Raw genomic sequence first — 21,065 nt, forward strand, 5'->3', positions numbered from 1 at the left:
TTTATTTTCCGTACCGTTTTATTTTTTTAATATTTTGATTCATACGCTGCAGCAGCCGGCTCATCAGCATAACGACCTCTTCAGGAAGCCTGTCCGCACGTTCCCTCAATACCCTTAAAAACTGCCCCAACCTATCCCAATCTTCAGTACGTTCATAAATATCGATCAACGTAATATAAAGCTGGGATTCGTCGGGATATTTCAATACCGCCTGCTCCAACACATCCATTGCCGCTTCAATCTGACCATACATCAGCAACGACTCTACTTCTTTAACCGCATCGTCTGCCGGAGACGAACCAGTGTTGATCAACGAAGAATCTTGAAGCACCAAATCCCGATGTTGCGCTTTGAATTTCTGTATATTTTTCGGCAGATACCCGTGCCTCATACCGATGTCTTTGATTTGCCGATCGTTCGCCCCCTTTTCCAAATCATCGAAAACTTCATGGTAACCCAGGCTGTACCCCTAACCCAGCATCCGCTCTTTAACCTGCCTGCCGTAGTTGCCCAACGTTTGGTAAAGTTTCCACAAATGTCCGGCAAAACGGTCTATATCCGCGTGTTGGTAATCGAGTTTCAACGCATCGATAATCAGGTTTGCAGGTTTTTCGGAAGTTTGGATGGCACGGTCGTATTGTTTCGATGCCGTTTCGTAGCTGACTTTGTCTTTAAGGATTTTCGCACCTTGATCGGCGCGGACCAGGCCGGCAATCGCACCGATTTTCTCTTGGCTGATTCCGGACACGTCTTTTTTGCCCCGCACAATCGGGATGCGCTTGATTTCTTCGGCTCCATAAGCCTTACCGCCGACATCCGGCGGGGGCGATGCGGAAGCTGCCGTCGCAGAACCGCCTTCCGCACGTTTTTCAATCTCCTGAGTGCCCTATCCCAAACCTTCTTCCGCCAAGACGCGGATACGCAAATGGTTTGAATCTCGCTGTAATGCCTGTTCGATATATTTTGCCAAAAGTTCGAAAGGAATCAGTCTGCCGTATTTTTGCAGATTGTCTGCCAAAACATCGACATCCCCCACTTCGAGATTGATATCGATCAGCTCGCGGATAAGGTTCTCAGGTTTCGCTTCACCATCCGGAATGCCGTCCAGATAGGCAGCCAAAGATTCGGCAGCCTTGCCCTGATAACCGAATTGCTTATAAACCTGATACTCCGTAAGCGGATCGACTTCTTGCGCGGATACGGCGGCGGATGCGGTCTCGGCACTTTCGTTCCAAGACCAGTCGAGTTGCGTGCCGTCTGAAACCGATTGACCAAGTCTGATCGACCCAGTCCGAATCATTGCTTCCGGGCGGCTGCCCCTGCGTATTGCCGACACCTTGGGATTTGCGCTTCGGTGTTTTCTTACCCTGCTTCGCACGCATAACCAAAAGCATCAGCAATACCGCCAGTGCCAGACCGATAATTAATGAGTTTTCCAAAGGAAACCCCCGATACCGTAACGAGCGGATAGCTGACCGCCTGCAACGGCCAATTATCCGCTTTTATTATTAAATTGTCCGCTTTTATTATTAACGATTTACTGAAATAGACTTGTAAATTTTAAATCATACCATAATTTAACGTTTGACAATATGCCTTCTGCATAAGGCTCGCCATATTACCTTTTACCCACATCAGTATCAATACCCGATATAAAAATAACTTTGCCCATAAGCTGCCTTATTGCCTGCCCGCCGCAGAGTGGCGCGCGATAAAAAATAACGGATGATAAGTCAGGCGCACTTTGCCCGACGGCATACCGAACGCCGACAAGTAATCGCCAATAAATCCATTGAGATTTTTTCTTGTCCAATTTTTTTGGTTCGTGGCGGTAACGCCTGTATATTTAAGGTGTTTGAGTACATCTAACGGCGTATCAAAGTCTAGTATTACCTTAAAATCCTCACACCATAAAAGCTCAAAATCTTTGGCTAACCAAGCCTGCCATTGGGATAAAGTCGGGTAATTTAAGCCTATATTTGTGATTTGGCGGACTTCTTTTAAATTGTCTTTGCCAAAGGTCGCAACCGCCAATAATCCGTTTGTTTTCAAGCCTGTTTTGCAATGGGCGATAAAAGCGTCGGGTTGGTGAAACCATTGCACGGCAGATGCGCTTGCGATTAAGTCAAATTGTCGTTGAAAAGGAAAGTTTTCCGCATCGCCGCAATAAAAATCAAAGGATTGAGGCAATTTTTCAGCCAGTCGGCTTCGTACATCGCACAAATCATTAAATAACCAATAATTCGCTGAAATCTGTTTTTGCAGCAAGGCACTCAACATTCCTGAGCCGCAGCCCAATTCCAACACGTTTTCCAATGGCATATCCGGCAAATAATCTTGCAAATGCGCGATTAGATTAATCGTCATTTTTTGTTGGATTAAGGCGTGCCTGTCATAATCGCTTAATGCTTTTTGGAAAGCCTGCCGAATGCGCGGTTTATTTATGGCAGTCAGTGATTCCATAGTGCCGACCAATGGGTAAATCTTGAAAACAGGTAATGCCCGCCGTCTGTTTCTTGAACGGTGCAACGCGGTGTCCAATATCGGTGCTGATTGGCAGGAATAAAAATTTTATCGCCCGATCCGAACAAGGCGTTTGTCCAGCGGATAAGATCTGTACGCCTATCTTGCCCGATCATCGCAAAAAGTGCGGTAAGTTCTTGATGAATTTCGTCAAACGGACGGGCGGGAAATTGTTGGTAATCTTCAAAAGATGCTTTATCGCCACAGATTCTACGTTCAAACTTTGAACGAGTATTTTCTGTGAGATTCTCCAATGTGCCTTTAAAAACGGCGCAAGGGATACCGAAATTATCATCGCAAGGCAAACCTGTGCCATTCACTGCCGTTGCGGATTTTAATCTTATTCCTTGCAATGCCCTCTCTGCCGCCCAAACGCCCATTGACCACGCCACCAAACGGATGTGCCGATAGGCGGAAAAATCAAAATCCAAATTTAAATCTTGATAATCATAGCAAATCAATAAATCGTGATTTTCCGGCAAAATCAAATGATTTACAGCATCGGGCGGCATTCCCCAACCTGCAAAATACAGGATTAAATGTTCGCCTTGATGATTGTAAAATTTTGTTTTCATATCATATCCTTACAGGCACGCCGCAAACTGCCGAACTTCATCCGTTGTCATATCGGCAGTTAAAGACAGGCGGATTCTGGATGTGTTTTTTGGTACTGTCGGCGGTCTGATGGGCAGGCAATAATAACCCTGACCTTGCAGATATTCCGCTTTGGCAAGGGTGGCTTCATTCCCGCCTAAAATATAGGGGACGATACAGGTTTCGCTCGGCATTATTTGCGTCCGATGCGCCACTTCCCGCCGTAAAAATGCGCTTAACTGCTCAAGATGACTTCTTTCTTTTGAGAATTGCGGCAATCGTTCAAAAATAAAATAAGTCCAAGCCACATTAAACGGCGGCAATGCGGTTGAAAAAATCAATGGGCGCATTTGATTAATCAAACATTCTTTCAATACTTGGTTGCAGACGGCATACGCCCCCACCGAGGCTAAGGCTTTACCGAAAGTGCCGACCAATAAATCAATCTCGGCAATCAGATTATCCCGTTCGGCAATCCCCAATCCGTTTTGCCCATAAACACCGATTGCGTGGGCTTCATCCACATAAAGATAAGTATTGGGAAACTGTTTTTTTAATTGGACAAGCTGTTTCAAATCCGCCACATCGCCGTCCATACTGAAAACAGATTCGGTAACGATAAAAGTGCGGTCAAATTTTCCGACGTTTTTTTCAAGCAGATTTTTCAAATGTTCATAATCATTATGACGATAACGGAAAAACGCACACCGGCTCAAACGGATGCCGTCAATCATACTGGCGTGAACGAATTTATCTGCCAAAATCAAACTTTTCGTCGTCGTCAAAGCAGGCAAAATACCGAGATTGGCGTGATAGCCGCTGTTGAACAATAACGCGCTTTCCCGTTGGAAACGTTGTGCGACAAGCTCTTCCAAATCGGTATAAATAGGAAAGTTGCCCGTTAATAAACGTGATGAAGAACTGGTAAAAGAGGGAAAATTACCGCCGTATTGCTGCAAAAAAGACCGGCGTAAGTTTTCATCTGATGCCAACCCCAAATAATCATTAGACGACATATTCAGCATTTTGCGGTTTTCCCGCGTAATATACCGCCCTTGATGAATCAAATCCGGAATCGAACGATATTGATTTTGCGCGCCGAGTTGTTCAAGCTGTTGTCTAAAAACTTTCATTATGATGTAAATATTCCTGAGTTAAAGCCTGAAGCAACCCAGCATCAAACAATCAAGTAATGCCCCTTTAATGAAAATCGTTTTGCCGCCGACCTTTGCCACACCCCTGCCTTCATAATCCAAGGCGGAAATTTCCGCGATATTTGTTTCCGTTGCCATTACCCAATCCGTCCGCACTGTACCGAAGCGCATATTTTCGCACAAATTGGTACGGTTTCAGGTATGATTTGCCGAAAACCTATCGGACACACACCATATTTTGATATGAATAAAACAATCTGCCGCACTGCCGCACTATTGATAAGCGGTTTTTCATACGCAAACACCGTCATTCCCGATGTCTCCCCCGTCGCACAAGGTCAACATGTCTTCATTAACATCCCTCAGCAACGCCTGTTCCTCTACACCGACGGCAAACTGACCAAGGTTTATCCCGTTGCAGTAGGTCGGGCGATGACACAAACCAATCTAGGCGAACATAAAATCGGGGCGAAAGCCTATAACCCTGTTTGGCACATCCCAAAATCCATACAGAAAGAACGCGGCGACGGCGTAAAAACCATAGCCGCCGGCCCGGACAACCCTTTGGGGCCGGTTTTTGTCCGCTTAGGAGACCCGAAACTCGGTTTGGGCATACACGGAACCAATGCACCGGCCAGCGTCCCGGGCATCCGGAGTCACGGCTGCGTCCGCATGAAATCGCCCGACGCGCTCGAGTTTGCCAAAACCATCGCCACCGGCTCGCCCGCCTCCGTCATCTATCAAATGGCGGGCCTCAATGAAGATGCGGATCGCAACCTGTGGCTTGCCGCCTTCCGCGACCCTTACGGTAAGAACAACCTTGACACCGCCTCCCTGAAAAAAAGCATCGGGCAATGGGCAAAAACACAGGGCAAAACCATCGCGCCCGAGAAAGTCGATGCCGTACTCAAAGACCGCACCGGATCGGCCGTCTGTCTGACCTGCGGCAAAAACGGCAAGATGAAGATGCCGCTCAAATCGCTGGCGTGGATACAGGGTTCTTCCTCATACAGCCAAGCTGAAGTCATTGAACAAACTGAGGAAACCAACTCTGCCGAAGTATCCGAGACACGCACGCCCGAAGTGCCTGATGTACACACGCCCGAGGCACAAGCGCATTTAAATACCCAATCCGACGGCACGCCGACTGCCTATACCGAACCGGCTGCCGATTCATCGCCGCAAGTAGAATCACCTGATCAGGCTGCTTCCGAGCCGGTTGATGTATTATTTTCAATAGATGTGATACGGCAGGGGAATTTGCGTTTAGGTAATTGAATAACCTTCTGATTATTTAATACTTATGTTTATCAGAAGTTGACAGGCGGTTTGGTTTTTGTTTGGCTTTTCCTACACCGCCGCCCTGCCGCTTTCTGCAACATCCAAGCGCACAAATATGCCGTCTGAAGGCTTTAGACGGCATATTTCACGATAATAGTCGCCCAATCAAATAAACACAGATTGGAAATTTATTTTTCCCTTTACCAATATCCCAGAACTTTCCACCAAATGCTGCCGATAACGGAAAAAATCAGAAAATTGACTACGCTCATGACAAAACCCGCCTTCCACCATTCTCCCATTGTGGTGTAGCCCGAGCCGAAAATCACAGGTGAAGTACCGGTCGCATAATGAGTGAGGGTCATCATAATGTTGGATGCGGCCGCCATCATCAGCGCGGTCGGCATCGCCGGGGCATTCAGTGAAACGGCAGCAGCGAGAAATGCGCCGAACATAGCGGTAATATGTGCAGTAGTACTGGCAAACATATAATGCGCATACATATAAGCAAGCACGAGGATTACGCCCGCAGCCGTGCCGCTAACGCCCAAACCGCCGACACTTTCCGCCAACACTCCGGAGAACCATTTAATCAGTCCGAGTTTATTTAAAAATGCGGCCATCATAATCAATGCGCCAAACCAAATAATCGTATCCCACGCGCTTTTTTCTTTCAAAACATCGTCCCAAGTCAATACACCGGAAAGCAAAAGCAGGCTTAATCCGATAAATGCGGTGGCGGTGGCGTTGATACTAAAAGCGTGATTGCCGGTAATAAGGGCGGGAACATCTGCCCACAACAGCAGCAAGATACCGAAAATGACCGCCATAATGATTTCGTCTGCCGACATTTTACCCATCTCGCTCAGACGGTCTTTGGCAAATTGAACAGCATTGGGCGTTTCTTTAATTTCAGGCGGATACAAAAAATATAAAATCAAAGGCATAACGAAAAAGGCGATAACGCCGGGAACAGCCATTGCCCACGCCCACGCCCCCCAAGAAAGACGGAAACTACTGCCTAAATTTTCGGCAATCAAGTTGACGATTAAAGGGTTGGGGGCAGTTGCAGTAATAAACATAGCCGACGAAATGGGATTGGAATGATAATTGACCAAAGCCAAATATTTACCCATCTTGCCTTCTGTGCCTTTTGCGGGATTGGAGCCGTAACTGCCGGCAATCGACTGCATAATCGGATGTATAATGCCGCCGCCGCGCGCGGTATTGGAAGGGGTAACGGGAGCCAGCAGCAGTTCGGAAAGAGCGAGACTGTAACCGATGCCCAGCGTTTTTCTTCCAAAAACGGCGATAAACAAATATCCGATACGCATCCCCAGCCCTGTTTTGAGCAAACCGCGCGAAATCATAACTGCGATGGCAATCAGCCAAATCAACGGATTGGCGAACGCACTCAACGCATCGCTCATCGCCGCGCCCGGTTTGTCGGCGGTTACGCCGGTTACTGCGACCAACCCGACGGCAATAATCGACAGCGCGCCCAACGGCATAACCTTGCCGATAATGGCGGCAATCACACCGACAAACATAGCCAGCAGCGTCCAAGCCTGAGGCTTGACCCCGTCGGGTACGGGCAGTGCCAAAACCAGGGCGCACAATACTGCGGCAATGGCGAGGGGTATCGGTTTGAAACCCAATTTCATCATATTGACCTCCGTAAAAAAGACCGTCCCGAAAAATCGGAAAAATAATATTTAACTAATTGTTTTATAAGTTATATTACGATATTTCACCGTCTTTCCGATATGCGGCTCCGGGCAACTTTTGTTTCAGTATTTGAATTTTCATTAGACTGAATACGCCGTTTGAACGGCACGGCGAAAACCCGGGGGATGCCGGACGTTCAGTCCTTTTTCGCACCTTGAAGGTAAAGCATTTCCAAGGCAATTGTGGCGCCGGCCAAAGCGGTAATGTCGGATTGGTCGTAAGAGGGGGCAACTTCTACAACATCCATACCGACGATGTCGAGATCCGTCAGCCCACGTAGGATTTTTAATGCCCTGTCGCTGCTCAAGCCGCCGCATACGGGCGTACCGGTCCCGGGGGCGAACGACGGGTCGAGACAGTCTATGTCGAAAGTCAGGTAAACGGGCATATTGCCGACGGTTTCTTTGATTTTACGGACGGTCTCTTCAACACTGTCTTCATTGACTTTGGGGGCGGACAACACAGTAAAAGGCAATTTTTTACTGTGTTCGGTGCGTATGCCGATTTGTACGGAACGGGACGGGTCGATGAGGCCTTCCTTGGGGGCGGTATAAAACATCGTGCCGTGGTCGTATTCGCTGCCGTTGTCGTAGGTGTCGGTGTGCGCGTCAAAATGAATCAGTGCGAGTTTGCCGAAATAGCGGGCGTGGGCGCGCAACAACGGGAGGGTAATGAAATGGTCGCCGCCCAAACTCAAACAGCGTTTGCCGAAAGAAAGTAATTTGCCGGCGTGCGCTTCCATTTTTTCGACAAAATCCCTGCTGTCGCCAAAAGAAAAAACCAAGTCGCCGCAATCAATAATGTTCAGGCGTTCGCGCACATCAAATGTCCACGGAAACCTGCGGTGCTCCCAAGCGAGGTTGACGGAGGCGCGCCGGATGGCTTCAGGACCGAAACGCGCGCCGGAACGCCCTGAAACCGCCATATCATAAGGCACGCCGGTAATAACCCAATCGGCATGGCTTTCATACGGCATAAAATTAAGCGGCAGGCGCAAAAACCCGAAATTATTGGAAACGAGGGAGTTGTCGGTTTGTCCTGCCAGTGTGCTGTATTGCATCGTAATGATTCCTTGTAATTGGTTTCAATCGGTCGTGATGATTGGTGTTTGAGTAAGAAAATCGGGCTTCAGACGACATATCCGATACCTTGATGCGTCTATTCGTCTTCCAAATAGGTATAACCATTAAGCCCCGCTTCGAGTTCTTTTAAGAAAGACATAGCCTGCGAGGCAGGAAGGTCTGAATGTTCGATTTGTTCGCGATAGCGTTTCATCAGCTCTTTCGGATCTTGATAAACGTATTCGAGCATATCGGCAACGGTGTTTCCTTCATCGTAATCGATGACGGTAAATTGTCCGTCTTCCCTTACAACAACATCAGCAGTGGCAGTGTCGCCGAAAAGATTGTGCATATTGCCGAGTATTTCCTGATATGCTCCCACCATAAAAAAGCCTAAAAACGGCGGCTCTTCTTCGGGATAATCAGGCATAGGCATCGTACCGGCGATGCCGTCGCCGTCGATGTAGTGGTCAATCGTACCGTCTGAATCGCAGGTAATGTCCAACAACACGGCGCGGCGCGCAATCGGTTCATTCAAACCGGTAATAGGACAAACAGGGAAAAGTTGATCTATGCCCCAAGCATCGGGCAAAGATTGGAAGAGTGAGAAATTGACATACAGCTTATCGGCAAAACGTTCTTGCAATTCGTCAATAATGGTTCGGTGAGACCGGTGTTTTTCATTAAACAATTCGCCGACTTCATGACAGATATTTAAATACAGTTGCTCCGCCCACGCACGTTGCGCCAAACTCAACAGCCCGACATTATACTGATTATGCACATCGGCAAGATCAAACTGCCCTTCGTGTATCCAGCTGCGTAAGGAACGTTTTTCCCGCGAGGCGGAAATATCCGTCCAAGTTTCCCACATACTGTGCAACACACGCGGTGCTTCGGGCGATGGCGCATCCAGCCGACGCGGTTTGTAACGTTCAACGCCTATAACATTAGCAACCAAAACGGCGTGATGTGCGGTAATGCCGCGCCCGCTCTCGGTAATGATTGTCGGATGCGGCAGCCCGTGTTCGAGACAAGCCTGACTGATGCCCCATACGACTGTGGCGGCATATTCGTTCAGGCTGTAATTAACGGAACAATCCGATTGTGTGCGGTTTCCTTCGTAATCCACGCCAAGCCCGCCACCTACATCAAAACAGCGGATATTTACCCCCAGTTTGTGCAACTCAACATAAAACCGAGCCGATTCGTGTACACCTGTGGCAACATCACGGATGTTCCCAAGCTGCGAGCCCAAATGGAAATGCAAAAGCTGCAGGCAGTCCAGCCTGTTTTTTTGTTTCAAAATATCGACCAGTTGCAAAACTTGGGAAGCCGACAAGCCGAATTTTGATTTTTCCCCACCCGAAGACTGCCATTTTCCCGAACCTTGGGAAGCCAGTCTGGCGCGCACACCCAAACGGGGCTTGATGCCGAGTTTTTCCGCCTCTTCCAATACCATTTGTATTTCGGACAGCTTCTCAATCACCAAATAAACCTGATGCCCCAGTTTTTCGCCCATCAAGGCGAAACGGATATATTCACGGTCTTTATAGCCGTTGCAGACGATTAATGTTTGCCGGGTGCCGGCGTGTGCCAAAACCGCCATCAGTTCGGCTTTAGAACCGGCTTCCAAACCATGCGGTTGTCCGCTTGACATAAGCGACTCGATGACGCGGCGGTGTTGGTTGACCTTGATAGGGTAAACCAAACAATAACCGCCCTTATAGCCGCACTCTTCCCGTGCCGTCTGAAAGGCGCGGTTAATGTCGCGGAGGCGGTGTTCGAGGATTTGCGGAAAACAAAACAAAACAGGCAGGCGCGCCTGATGTTTTTGTTGCACGGCTTCAGTCAGTTTTTGCAGTGAAACAGTTTGATTGTGTTGCGAGGGATTGGGGCGGACGATGATTTCGCCGGAATCGTCAACATCATAATAACCTATGCTCCAATGATTAATGTTGCACACTTCACGGATGGTAAGGATAGGCATAATAAACCTGCTCCGTCTGTCGTGTTGAAAAGGAATGATTATAACAAATCAGCGTGAAATGTCATTTTTTTAATAAGAAAAGCCTGCCTCATACCTGATGAGGAACAGGCAAAATGCCGTCTGAACGCTTCAGACGGCATTTTGGTTCATCTTTCCATCAAAGGAGTCAGCGATCGAGCTGCTGTTTGATGATTTTCAGGTCGGGGTAAGACAACACGATGTCGTATTCGCGGCCGTCTTTATAGGCTTCCACTTCCAAAACAGGTTTGCCCCAGTAGTCGTCGGCATCGACATCGTAAACCTGATAACCGCGCTGTTCCAACATTTTCACGGCTTTTGTGCGGTTTTGTTCAAAATGGGGATCGCCGTAAATCTGACGCTCGGCAGAGTCGCCGGCAAATGCGGTTGCGGCATTTAGGGAAACAACGGCGGCCAATAACAGTTTTTTCATTTTCAGTCCTTTTTTTATCGGTTGATTGAACAAGATGTGTTTTTCAATACCGCCATTAAAACACAGCAAAATTAGGTTTGAATTAGAGGGAAGTCAAGAAGCGTAAATGCCGTCTGAAAAAACAGAGCCGTCAAACGGCTCTGTTTTCCTTATGCTTCTTTTGTTTCAACTGCTTTTTGACGCAGACGCAGGCTCAATTCACGCAACTGCTTATCGTCCACGCTGTTGGGCGCATCGGTCAGCAGGCATTGGGCGCGTTGTGTTTTCGGGAAGGCAATCACGTCGCGGATGGATTCGGCACCGGTCATCAGCGTTACCAGACGGTCGAGGCCGAATGCAAGGCCGCCGTGAGGAGGCGCACCGAATTTCAGGTTGTCCAAGAGGAAGCCGAATTTCTCTTGTTGCTCTTCAGGGCTGATTTTCAGCGCGGCAAACACTTTCTCTTGTACGTCTGCACGGTGGATACGGATAGAGCCTCCGCCGATTTCCCAGCCGTTCAATACCATATCGTAGGCACGGGCCAGGCAGTTTGCAGGATCGGAAACCATCAGGTCTTCATGACCTTCTTTAGGCGCGGTAAACGGATGGTGTACGGCAACGTAGCGGTCGGCTTCTTCGTCGTATTCGAACATCGGGAAATCGACAACCCACAAAGGTTTCCATTCGTCTGTGAAGTAGCCGTTGTCTTTGCCGTGTTCCAAGCCGACTTTGATACGCAATGCGCCGACGGCTTCGTTCACGACTTTGGCTTTGTCCGCACCGAAGAAGATGATGTCGCCGTTTTGCGCGGCGGTACGCTCGATGATTTCTTTCAGGGCGTTTTCAGACAAGAATTTTACGATTGGAGATTGCAGGCCGCTGTCTTCGCCGTTGGAGAGGTTGCCCGCATCGTTTACTTTGATGTATGCCAGACCTTTCGCGCCGTAGATGCCGACAAATTTAGTGTATTCGTCGATTTCTTTGCGGCTGAATTTGGCGCCGTTAGGCACGCGCAGAGCGACTACGCGGCCGCCTTTCATGTCGGCTGCGCCACGGAAGACTTTGAATTCTTCCGTTTTCATCAGGTCGGTCAACTCGGTGAATTTTAAGTTGATGCGCATGTCCGGTTTGTCAGAGCCGTAGTAGAACATGGCTTCAGAATAAGGCATGCGTGGGAAGTCGCCCAAATCTACGTTCAAAGCATCTTTGAAGACTTGTTTGGCCATGCCTTCAGTGATGTCCATGATTTCATCCTCGTTCAGGAACGAGGTTTCCAAGTCGATTTGAGTGAATTCAGGTTGGCGGTCGGCGCGCAAGTCTTCGTCACGGAAGCACTTGGTGATTTGGTAGTAACGGTCGAAACCCGCCACCATCAACAGTTGTTTGAATAATTGCGGCGATTGCGGCAGCGCGAAAAACTCGCCCGGATGAACGCGGCTCGGTACGAGGTAGTCGCGCGCGCCTTCCGGAGTGGAGCGGGTCAGCATCGGCGTTTCGATGTCGATGAAGCCTTGCGCGTCCAGATAACGGCGAACGCCCGTAGCGACTTGGTAACGCAGGCGCAGGTTGCGCTGCATCACAGGGCGGCGCAGGTCGATAACGCGGTTGGTCAGGCGCACGTTTTCGCTGATGTTTTCGTCGTCGATTTGGAACGGCGGCGTAGCGGCGGCGTTCAACACTTCGATTTCTTTGGCAAGAATCTCGATTTTGCCGGAAATCATTTTATCGTTGGTCGTGCCTTCGGGACGGTTGCGTACGCGGCCGGCAATGCCCAAAACGTATTCGTTACGGGCGGAATCGGCAGCGGCAAACGCTTCGGGCGTGTCGGGATCGATCACGACTTGGACGATGCCTTCGCGGTCGCGCAGGTCGATAAAAATCACACCGCCGTGGTCGCGCCGGCGGTGTACCCAGCCTTTGACGGTAACGGTTTGGCCTAAGTATTGCTCGCTGATCAGGCCGCAATAGTTGGTACGCATAAAATCACCTTTTATTGATTTAAACTGAAAACGGAAAATGCCGTCTGAACGGCGGCTTTATTGTTGTTCGGGCAACTCCGCCTTTTCAGGCGGCATAGGTCCTGCCAATGTTTTGACGGGCAGGTCGTCAGGGATGACCATACCCAGCGAAATCACATATTTCAACGCTTCGTCCACGCTCATATCGAGTTCGCGCACATCGCTTTTCTTTACCATAATATAGTAACCGCCGGTCGGGTTGGGCGTGGTCGGGACATACACGGAAAGATAATCGCCATCCTGCGGCAATGCGGCCTTAACCGCATTCGACACCTGACCGGACACGAATGCGATTGTCCAAATACCCGATTGGGGAAACGGCACGAGTACCGGCGTTTTAAACGAACGGCTGCTGTCGGACAGCAGCGATTCGGATACTTTTTTCACACTCGAATAGATGGATTTGACAACCGGAATCCGACCCAACAGGCTGTCCCACGCGGCAAGAATCTGCCGGCCCAACACGTTTGCGGCAAATAACCCGGTTACAAACAATACGGCAATGGCAACAATAACGCCGAGCCCGGGGATATTAAACCCCAAAACATATTGCGGCCGCCATTGCTTCGGCAGCAGGTTGACAAGCTGGTCGGACGCGGAAACGATATAGGAAACCACCCAAACCGTTACCGCAATCGGCAGCCAGACCAAAATGCCTGTAATCAGATATTTTTTTAACGCCTTGGCAGCTTTGCCGCCTTCGGCCGCAGGTTCCGTCATCTTGCTTGATTCCGACAAAGTCCGTACAAACCGCACATTATACGCGTTTGCCCGGATTCAAACGAATTTTTTATCCCGCCCCGCCAAACCGCCGGCGGCTTCAGACGGCACGGCAACTTGATATGCCGTTTGAAACGGTATTCAGATGCCGTCCCAGTCGTTGAACATCAACCCGATACCGATACCGTTCTGCTTGTGGTTGTAGTCGATCAGGCTCTCGCCGTAACCGTGGAATCCGCGTACCACGCCTTTGAGTTTGCCCTTAATCGGAAACGTGTAGGCGGCTTCAATCGCGCCGTAGCCCGTTTTGGGGTTGTAGCGCAATACGGAATACACATTCTGCCTGTCGTTCAGGCGGTACTGCAGCTTCACGTCGCCATACCCCATATAGTCGGCAATATCGGGATTGTCGTTTTTATCGCCGCTCTGATCGAACGCACGCACCCACACGCGCGGAATCACCGTCAATTTGCCCCATTCCATGCCTGCCATGGCATAAATCCTGTTCCACGAACGCGATTCGGGACGGCTCTGTCCGTTGGACTGGTGGACAAAACCCGCACCGAGCATACGCAGCCTGCCGCCGAACGGCAAATCCGCCTTCACAGGCTGGGTCAGGAAAATTTCAGGTTTGTAATCCGTATTGCGGAACGGCGCGGATTTCCTGCCTTGGTTGTAAATCTGCCAATCGGATCTTTGGGTGTAGCCGAACCACAGATCCGCGCGGGTTTTAAACAAATTTTCGGCAATTTTGCTTTTGAACGAAACCTGCAATTTGGTTTCCGCACGTTTCTGCTGTCCGAATTTTTCCTGTACAGTCGTACCGCGCGTCGGCGAACTCGGGGCATAGTTGGGCGAATTGTTATACCAAAACGGCATAAGGTACATCGGATTGTGTTCGCGTACGCCCAACAGCCCGCGCAAATCGTTTTTGTCCAAGTCGTACATCAGGCTCAAAGGCGTATAGATATCGGCGGTTTCGCCCGCACTGTCGGCAGGAAGCGCATCCCCGCCTTTTTCAACAACAATGACCGCCTCGCCCTTATCCAAGCTGCTGCGGACGGTTTCCGTCAGATTGAGTACGGCTTTCGACTCCTGCCCTTCCTGCCCTGCCGAAGACGGAAGCTGTGCCGCAAAAATCCTGTCGTAACACGCCAAACGCGTAACATTGTCCGTCAAAGCGGCGCATTGCAGCGCGGTCTCTCCAAAAGCGGATGCCGTCGGCAACAGTCCTGTCAAAAGAATATAGCGCATATTTCGTGTATTCATCTCCGCCCCCATTGTCGGCATATTGGTTTTCAAACGGCATTTTATAGCGGATTCGGATAAAAAACCGCACCCTTTCCGCCATTTCGAACTTTACCCCCGAAATACAGAAAACCCCGAAACCGTCGGGCTTCAGGGTTTTCCGCTTATCGCGTATCAACCGCCTTGGCGGTTTTGCAAAAATCAAGCCAGTGCTTTTACTTTTGCAGACAGGCGGCTTTTGTGGCGAGCCGCTTTGTTTTTATGAAACACGCCTTTGTCGGCGATGCGGTCGATGACTTTGACGGACTCTTGGTAAACCGCTTGTGCGGCAGCTTTATCGCCTGCTTCGACTGCTTTCAATACTTTTTTCACTGCGGTGCGGAATGCGGTACGCAGGCTAGCGTTGTGGGCGCGTTGTTTGACGGACTGGCGGGCACGTTTGCGTGCTTGTGCGCTGTTTGCCATATTGGAATCTCCTGAAAGAAAAATAAATTCTGTAAACGCGCAATTTTAAAGGGGGTTTACATTATATGCAAGCCTTTTTTCTCTATCCGCCCGTCGGACACCCTGACGGCGCAAAAAAACGGCAAAATCGGGCGGCCGTTTCCCCCCCCCTTTTTGGAAACAGGGTAATTTTTTAGGAAAATCAGTCCAATATCGCTTTGAGTTTGCACAAATTTACTTTACAATGCCCAAACCTTGCGCCGGGGTGTTTATGGGGCGCGGGGTTTTCTTTTTTTCCAACCTCTTTCATCAGGAATCTGCCCGTATGAAAAAATCCGTATTAGCCGTTTTGGCCGCGCTGTCTCTGGCAGCCTGCGGCGGCAGCGAAAAAAACGCCGTGCAGCCTCAAGCAGGCAGCGCACCTGCTGCCAATGCCGAAGCCGCTGCCACCGATACTCTGAACATCTACAACTGGTCGAATTATGTTGACGAGAGTACGGTCGAAGACTTTAAAAAAGCCAACAATCTGAAGCTGACTTACGACTTGTACGAAAACAACGAAACGCTGGAAGCCAAAATGCTGACCGGCAAATCCGGTTACGATTTGGTCGTGCCGGGCATCGCCTTCCTGCCGCGCCAAATCGAGGCGGGCGCGTATCAAAAAGTCAACAAAGACCTGATTCCCAACTATAAAAACATCGATCCCGAACTCTTGAAAATGCTGGAAGCCGCCGACCCGGGCAACCAGTATGCCGTCCCCTATTTCTCCGGCGTGAACACGGTTGCGATTACGGCGAAGGGCAAAGAGCTTTTGGGCGGCAAGCTGCCCGAAAACGGCTGGGATTTGCTGTTCAAACCCGAATACACCCGCAAGCTGAAATCCTGCGGCATCGCCTTGTGGGACACCCCCAGCGAAATGTTCCCGATTTTGCTGAACTACTTGGGCAAAGACCCCAAAGGTTCGAATCCTGAAGATTTGAAGGCGGCGGCGGAAGTGTTGAAGTCTATCCGTCCGGACGTCAAACGTTTCAGCCCGTCCATCATCGACGAGCTGGCGCGCGGCGACATCTGCCTGGCGGCAGGCAACGGCGGCGATTTGAACTTGGCGAAAGCGCGTTCCGAAGAAGTGAAAAACAACGTCGGCATCGAAGTGCTGACACCGAAAGGTATGGGCTTCTGGATTGAGTCTTGGCTGATTCCCGCCGATGCGAAAAACGTCGCCAACGCCCACAAATACATCAACTACACGCTCGACCCCGAAATCGCGGCGAAAAACGGCATCGCCGTAACCTTCGCCCCCGCCAGCAAACCGGCGCGCGAAAAAATGCCTGCCGAGTTGGTGAACACCCGTTCCATCTTCCCGAACGAGCAGGATATGAAAGACGGTTTCGTCATGCCGCAAATGAGTACGGATGCGAAAAAACTGTCGGTCAGCCTGTGGCAGAAAATCAAAGTCGGCACCAACTGATTCGAAGCATTAAAAATGCCGTCCGAACGATGTTCGGACGGCATTTTATATTGGATTGAAATAGAAATATTTATACCGTCGCCCCCACGGCCGGGATTTCAGATTGCGGACATTTATAGCGGATTAACAAAAACCGGTACGGCGTTGCCCCGCCTTAGCTCAAAGAGAACGATTCTCTAAGGTGCTGAAGCACCAAGTGAATCGGTTCCGTACTATTTGTACTGTCTGCGGCTTCCTCGCCTTGTCCTGATTTTTGTTAATCCACTATAATCAGGAAAGACAAAAAACCTTCCGCCGTCATTCCCGCGCAGGCGGGAATCCGATCCGTTGGGATTTTGCAACTTCAAATCAATCCGCAAACCGGAATCCCGTCATTCCCGCGAAAGCGGGAATCTAGAACGCATCCGCACGGAAACCCGCACCCCGTCATTCCCACGGAAGTGGGAATCTAGAATGTCAAATCTCAAGAAACCGTTTTATCCGATAAGTTCCTATGCCGACGGACCTGGATTCCCGCCTGCGCGGGAATGACGGAGGGGAACGGCGCACGGACATTTGCCGGAATCTTTTATGTTTCCATTATCATACTCTTTTCGATGCGCTATTCCAAGAAAAAGAAAATAGCTTGTGCAGGCTGCTTTTTGTTTTTCAGACGACCTGTAATTAACGGCTGCTTATCCAATCTGCTTTTCAAACTACCTGCAACCGCAAAATCTGCTGCAACCCGCTCCCTCCCCTGTGGGGGAGGGTTTGGGAGAGGGCATTTTTCAAGTTGCGGCAATTCCCCCCCCGCTCAAAAAATTCCCTAACCGCCCCAATACAAGCCTTGCGGCTTACTGCCCTCTCTCTAACTCTCTCCCACAGGGAGAGAGGACTATGATGCCCGCCGGCGGCTTGCTATTAGGAATATCTGAATCGTCATTCCCACGAAAGTGGGAATCTAGAAACCCCAACGCAGCGAGAATCTATCGGAGAAACCGAAACCCGACAGACCCGGATTCCCGCCTGAGCGGGAATGACGGAGGGGAACGGCGCACGGACATTTGCCGGAATCTTTTATGTTTCCATTATCATACTCTTTTCAATGCGCTATTCCAGGAAAAAGAAAATAGCTTGTGCAGGCTGCTTTTTGTTTTTCAGACGACCTGTAATTAACGGCTGCTTATCCAATCTGCTTTTCAAACTACCTGCAACCGCAAAATCTGCTGCAACCCGCCCCTCCCCTGTGGGGGAGGGTTTGGGAGAGGGCATTTTTCAAGTTGCGGCAATTCCCCCCCCGCTCAAAAAATTCCCTAACCGCCCCAATACAAGCCTTGCGGCTTACTGCCCTCTCTCTAACCCTCTCCCACAGGGAGAGAGGACTATGATGCCCGCCGGCGGCTTGCTATTAGGAATATCTGAATCGTCATTCCCACGAAAGTGGGAATCTAGAAACCCCAACGCAGCGAGAATCTATCGGAGAAACCGAAACCCGACAGACCCGGATGCACGCCTGCGCGGGAATGACGGGTTTCGGGATTACGGTATTGTCGGGAGGGATGGGGAACGGTGAAATTTGTGTAAAAAATGCCGTCTGAAGCCTTTCAGACGGCATTTGCGGCGTTCGGACGTTTAGAACTTCATTTCCAAGCTAAATGTGTAGTTGCGGCCGGGGGCGGCATATCGGTTGTAAACGCCGACATTTTTGTGTTGGTTGACTGCGCCGGCGGCAGTTTGCCGCACATTTTCCCAAGTAACATAGCGGTGGTTGAGGAGGTTGTACACGCCCGCACGGAGGGTGAAGTGTTTTTTAACCGTGTAATAACCGGACACATCCACAATATACCAAGGGCGGGTACGGCGCGCGGTGGCTTTTGTATCGCGGCTGTTGCCGTTGAGCAAAGCCCGGCTGCCCAACAACTCTGTGATTTCCTTGGCTTTGGAATAAGTCAGCATACCGTTCACACCCCATTTGCCTTCCGGTTGGTCATAGCCCGAGCCGACGACATAGCGCGAGGGTTGGATGGCATCAAACAGGTGTGATTGGATATCGGTGCGGTCTGCGCGTTTTTTGATGTCGCGGACACGGACACGATTATAGGCAAATGTGGAATACCAACCTTCGGGCAATTTATCCCATACGCCGTTCCAATCGATTTTGCCCAAAATATTGATGCCGGTAATCCGCGCGCTTTGGGCATTGAGGTAAGCCGGGTCGCCTTTGACTCCTTCTTTGCCGTCTTTAATTTGCACTTCATAACCCCGGACAATCAAATCGCGGTAGGCATTGTCGAACCAACTTGCCTCCAAGTTGCCGAAATCGCCTTTAAACACGATGCCGGCTTCTTTGTTGAACGATTTTTCCGGATCGATTTTGACGGCTTTTATTTTATCGCCCGACCGCCAGCCGTACATTTCCGCAAACGAGGGCAGGCGGAAGCCGGTTGAGGTGCGGTAAGTCAAATCCAGCCAGTCGGCAGGTTTGAGGACGATGCCGGTGTTCCAGGACAGGGTGCGGTGCGTGCCGGTGGAAACGCTGCCGTCGTCCGAATGCGTGCTGCGGTAGTCGTAGCGCAACCCCGCGCCGACATCCGCCCACCTGCCCAAACGGACATTGTCCCGGACTGCCGCGTAATAGCTTTTGCCGTTGATGCTGCGCGGCGTGCAGTCCGTATAAGTATTGTTGCCAAAGAGGCAGATTTGCCCCGTAACCACATTTCCCCCGCCTATGCTGACCCAATAGGGCTTGTCCTTGCCGCCGTTGGGGATGGTTTTTTTATCGCCGTTTTGAGGGGGCGTTTTCGGCGAATAGGCGCGGTTGGCATGTTGATAATAATAATCCTGATGGCGGAGGTCGGAACCAAAACGGTCGTAACCGAGGTTGACGCTCAGGTTGTGGCGGATTTTGGCGGTATCGAAGGATTTTTTGAATGCCGCCTGCAAGAGCCTGTGGCTTTCCCCGTAAATCACGCGGTCGGATTTGTAGTAGGAAGACGGCTTGTCGGCACTCGGGCGGCAATATTTGTCCGAACCGTCGGCGGAACAGTGCGTCTGCTGAAAATGATTGTCCAAACCGATACCCTGCCGGTCGTAAGAGAGGCGGGCATAATCCGCCCAAGTGTCTTTATCGGCATTGGTATAGACATATTCCAAACCGTAGCGGCTTTTGGTGTGCGTCTCGTCGTAAAACACGCCCGTACCGTATTCCGCGCCCACCTGCGCACCGTTTTCACCTTTGGTAATCAGCCCGCCGTATCGGTGGTCGCCCGCGTATTTGCCGTGGCCTCTTATCGATCCGTATTTTTTATTTTCATCAAAAACCGCCTTGGTCAGGAATGCCGGAACCGTCATATCGCGCGTGTCGAAAGTTTGTTGCGTGCGTTCGAGTATGCCGCCGATGTAGTGCCGCTTATTCTCAAAACGAAAACCCGGGCGGAACAGCCACGACCGGCTTTCGTATGAAAGCGGATCGGCGAGGAAGCGGTTGGGGCCCGTGTAGTCTCGGGTGGAAACCGTTTGACGTTCGTCTTTGCCGTCAACATCTTTTTTCGCTTTACACTTTTCGTAACCCCCGTTTTTGCATTCTTCTTCAACGATGAAATAGGCGTATGTGCTCGCGTCATCAACCGGCGCCAGCCTGTTAAAGCTCTGAACGCCGCGTCCGGCGGCTTCGTGGGCGCGGATTTCCCCCGCGTGCCGCCCGGTGCGGATCAGCAAAGCCTCCGCACCGCCTATGCGCCCCGCCAGCGCGATGGATTGGGTAAGCCCCCGGTTTTTGCCGGAATAGGCGGTTTTACTCTGAATGCCCCACTGCCTGCCTTCCCCGATAACATCGTCGGCGGTTTTGGTTTGAAATGCGACCGAGCCCGCCAATGCGCCGCTGCCTTGTTCGACCGAGTTTGAGCCTTTGCTGATTTCGACAGCCTTGACGTTTTCATACTCGATTTCATTGATTGCGCCGCTGCTGCCCGCCGTCCTCGTCCCGCCCAATGCCGCCTGCGCGGTGTAGGACTGTATTTGCGCCAAGCCGTCCACCGTCAAGGCGACGCGGTTTTTGTCCATACCGCGTATCGAGTAGCCCGAGCTTGCGCCGCGCCCCTGTTCGACGACGGCGATGCCGGGGTCGTAACGCGTCAGGTCTCGGATGTCGAGTACCTGTTCTTTGCTGAGGGTGTCGGCGGTTTTGACCAATTTGCCCAAACCGGTTACTTCGTTATCGCGGCGGGTTTTCTGTTTTTTGGCTTTTACCTGTATGGTGTCCAACTGTTTTTCCTGTGCTTGTCCGGCTTGCACATTTTCTGCATAAGCGGGCAGCGCAGTCATTAAAGACAGGCATAAAATATTGAATCGGAACAAATGTTGCTGTTGCATAGTGTTTCCCTACCCTTCGCTTTCAGACGGAATCGGAAGGAACGATGCCGTCTGAA

The 21,065-nt window shown here is 50.5% G+C and carries 15 protein-coding genes and 1 pseudogene; 2 read left to right on the plus strand and 14 right to left on the minus strand.

Features of this window, described 5'->3' with window-relative positions; translation table 11 throughout:
• Position 1: 1 nt before the first annotated feature.
• The 5 genes and pseudogenes from HT085_RS07235 to HT085_RS07255 form a co-directional block, all read right to left on the minus strand.
• Positions 2 to 1,439, minus strand: a pseudogene (locus HT085_RS07235) (tetratricopeptide repeat protein).
• Positions 1,440 to 1,680: 241 nt separating this feature from the next.
• Positions 1,681 to 2,463 (minus strand): malonyl-ACP O-methyltransferase BioC, encoded by a 783-nt coding sequence (gene bioC / locus HT085_RS07240; RefSeq protein ID WP_003689357.1) that lies wholly within the window; start codon positions 2,461 to 2,463, stop codon positions 1,681 to 1,683.
• The gene (locus tag HT085_RS07245) at positions 2,451 to 3,098 is read right to left on the minus strand and encodes a pimeloyl-ACP methyl esterase BioG family protein (protein WP_003689360.1); all 648 of its coding nucleotides are present in this window, start codon (positions 3,096 to 3,098) and stop codon (positions 2,451 to 2,453) included. The genes bioC and HT085_RS07245 overlap by 13 nt, the downstream gene beginning before the upstream one ends.
• A 9-nt stretch (positions 3,099 to 3,107) precedes the next feature.
• Positions 3,108 to 4,250 (minus strand): 8-amino-7-oxononanoate synthase, encoded by a 1,143-nt coding sequence (gene bioF, locus HT085_RS07250; RefSeq protein ID WP_003689362.1) that lies wholly within the window; start codon positions 4,248 to 4,250, stop codon positions 3,108 to 3,110.
• Positions 4,251 to 4,271: 21 nt separating this feature from the next.
• Positions 4,272 to 4,409 carry a hypothetical protein gene (locus tag HT085_RS07255; RefSeq protein WP_010358890.1) on the minus strand — a complete coding sequence of 46 codons (138 nt, stop codon included), beginning with the start codon at positions 4,407 to 4,409 and terminating at the stop codon, positions 4,272 to 4,274.
• A gap of 63 nt (positions 4,410 to 4,472) precedes the next feature.
• On the opposite strand from HT085_RS07255, the gene HT085_RS07260 reads away from it, so the two are divergent.
• Positions 4,473 to 5,549 carry a L,D-transpeptidase gene (locus HT085_RS07260; RefSeq protein ID WP_003689364.1) on the plus strand — a complete coding sequence of 359 codons (1,077 nt, stop codon included), beginning with the start codon at positions 4,473 to 4,475 and terminating at the stop codon, positions 5,547 to 5,549.
• A 203-nt stretch (positions 5,550 to 5,752) separates the two neighbouring features.
• Here HT085_RS07260 and HT085_RS07265 read toward each other — a convergent pair whose 3' ends face one another.
• The 8 genes from HT085_RS07265 to rpsT all read right to left on the minus strand — a co-directional run bounded on the left by HT085_RS07265 (position 5,753) and on the right by rpsT (position 15,212).
• Positions 5,753 to 7,219 (minus strand): DASS family sodium-coupled anion symporter, encoded by a 1,467-nt coding sequence (locus tag HT085_RS07265; protein WP_003697406.1) that lies wholly within the window; start codon positions 7,217 to 7,219, stop codon positions 5,753 to 5,755.
• A 197-nt stretch (positions 7,220 to 7,416) separates the two neighbouring features.
• Entirely contained in the window at positions 7,417 to 8,340 is a 924-nt protein-coding gene (speB, locus tag HT085_RS07270) for an agmatinase (protein ID WP_003689368.1), read from the minus strand.
• A gap of 98 nt (positions 8,341 to 8,438) precedes the next feature.
• On the minus strand, positions 8,439 to 10,331 hold the full coding sequence (speA, locus tag HT085_RS07275) for a biosynthetic arginine decarboxylase (RefSeq protein WP_003689369.1): 1,893 nt from the start codon (positions 10,329 to 10,331) through the stop codon (positions 8,439 to 8,441).
• Positions 10,332 to 10,497: 166 nt separating this feature from the next.
• Positions 10,498 to 10,782 (minus strand): PepSY domain-containing protein, encoded by a 285-nt coding sequence (locus HT085_RS07280; protein WP_004465656.1) that lies wholly within the window; start codon positions 10,780 to 10,782, stop codon positions 10,498 to 10,500.
• A 149-nt stretch (positions 10,783 to 10,931) separates the two neighbouring features.
• On the minus strand, positions 10,932 to 12,740 hold the full coding sequence (gene aspS / locus HT085_RS07285; protein WP_004465659.1) for an aspartate--tRNA ligase: 1,809 nt from the start codon (positions 12,738 to 12,740) through the stop codon (positions 10,932 to 10,934).
• Positions 12,741 to 12,797: 57 nt separating this feature from the next.
• A complete protein-coding gene (locus HT085_RS07290) occupies positions 12,798 to 13,499 on the minus strand; it encodes a DUF502 domain-containing protein (RefSeq protein WP_010358891.1) in 702 nt (233 codons plus the stop codon).
• A 141-nt stretch (positions 13,500 to 13,640) separates the two neighbouring features.
• A complete protein-coding gene (locus tag HT085_RS07295; protein ID WP_003689377.1) occupies positions 13,641 to 14,789 on the minus strand; it encodes a phospholipase A in 1,149 nt (382 codons plus the stop codon).
• Positions 14,790 to 14,948: 159 nt separating this feature from the next.
• Positions 14,949 to 15,212, minus strand: a complete 264-nt coding sequence (gene rpsT / locus HT085_RS07300; RefSeq protein WP_002212556.1) for a 30S ribosomal protein S20 — start codon at positions 15,210 to 15,212, stop codon at positions 14,949 to 14,951.
• Positions 15,213 to 15,516: 304 nt separating this feature from the next.
• On the opposite strand from rpsT, the gene HT085_RS07305 reads away from it, so the two are divergent.
• The gene (locus HT085_RS07305; RefSeq protein ID WP_010361543.1) at positions 15,517 to 16,659 is read left to right on the plus strand and encodes an extracellular solute-binding protein; all 1,143 of its coding nucleotides are present in this window, start codon (positions 15,517 to 15,519) and stop codon (positions 16,657 to 16,659) included.
• Between the two features lie 1,611 nt (positions 16,660 to 18,270).
• On the opposite strand, the gene tbpA is transcribed toward HT085_RS07305, so the two are convergent.
• Positions 18,271 to 21,009 carry a TonB-dependent transferrin-binding protein TbpA gene (gene tbpA / locus HT085_RS07310; protein WP_004465694.1) on the minus strand — a complete coding sequence of 913 codons (2,739 nt, stop codon included), beginning with the start codon at positions 21,007 to 21,009 and terminating at the stop codon, positions 18,271 to 18,273.
• Positions 21,010 to 21,065: the final 56 nt, after the last annotated feature.

This window comes from Neisseria gonorrhoeae, from assembly GCF_013030075.1.
Lineage (GTDB): Bacteria > Pseudomonadota > Gammaproteobacteria > Burkholderiales > Neisseriaceae > Neisseria > Neisseria gonorrhoeae.

What these genes read in the sequence shown, in the direction of transcription:
- bioC (WP_003689357.1), bottom strand. Translation starts at nt 2,463, where the DNA reads ATGGAATCACTGACTGCCATAAATAAACCGCGCATTCGGCAGGCTTTC.
- HT085_RS07245 (WP_003689360.1), bottom strand. Translation starts at nt 3,098, where the DNA reads ATGAAAACAAAATTTTACAATCATCAAGGCGAACATTTAATCCTGTAT.
- bioF (WP_003689362.1), bottom strand. Translation starts at nt 4,250, where the DNA reads ATGAAAGTTTTTAGACAACAGCTTGAACAACTCGGCGCGCAAAATCAA.
- HT085_RS07255 (WP_010358890.1), bottom strand. Translation starts at nt 4,409, where the DNA reads ATGGCAACGGAAACAAATATCGCGGAAATTTCCGCCTTGGATTATGAA.
- HT085_RS07260 (WP_003689364.1), top strand. Translation starts at nt 4,473, where the DNA reads ATGATTTGCCGAAAACCTATCGGACACACACCATATTTTGATATGAAT.
- HT085_RS07265 (WP_003697406.1), bottom strand. Translation starts at nt 7,219, where the DNA reads ATGATGAAATTGGGTTTCAAACCGATACCCCTCGCCATTGCCGCAGTA.
- speB (WP_003689368.1), bottom strand. Translation starts at nt 8,340, where the DNA reads ATGCAATACAGCACACTGGCAGGACAAACCGACAACTCCCTCGTTTCC.
- speA (WP_003689369.1), bottom strand. Translation starts at nt 10,331, where the DNA reads ATGCCTATCCTTACCATCCGTGAAGTGTGCAACATTAATCATTGGAGC.
- HT085_RS07280 (WP_004465656.1), bottom strand. Translation starts at nt 10,782, where the DNA reads ATGAAAAAACTGTTATTGGCCGCCGTTGTTTCCCTAAATGCCGCAACC.
- aspS (WP_004465659.1), bottom strand. Translation starts at nt 12,740, where the DNA reads ATGCGTACCAACTATTGCGGCCTGATCAGCGAGCAATACTTAGGCCAA.
- HT085_RS07290 (WP_010358891.1), bottom strand. Translation starts at nt 13,499, where the DNA reads ATGACGGAACCTGCGGCCGAAGGCGGCAAAGCTGCCAAGGCGTTAAAA.
- HT085_RS07295 (WP_003689377.1), bottom strand. Translation starts at nt 14,789, where the DNA reads ATGCCGACAATGGGGGCGGAGATGAATACACGAAATATGCGCTATATT.
- rpsT (WP_002212556.1), bottom strand. Translation starts at nt 15,212, where the DNA reads ATGGCAAACAGCGCACAAGCACGCAAACGTGCCCGCCAGTCCGTCAAA.
- HT085_RS07305 (WP_010361543.1), top strand. Translation starts at nt 15,517, where the DNA reads ATGAAAAAATCCGTATTAGCCGTTTTGGCCGCGCTGTCTCTGGCAGCC.
- tbpA (WP_004465694.1), bottom strand. Translation starts at nt 21,009, where the DNA reads ATGCAACAGCAACATTTGTTCCGATTCAATATTTTATGCCTGTCTTTA.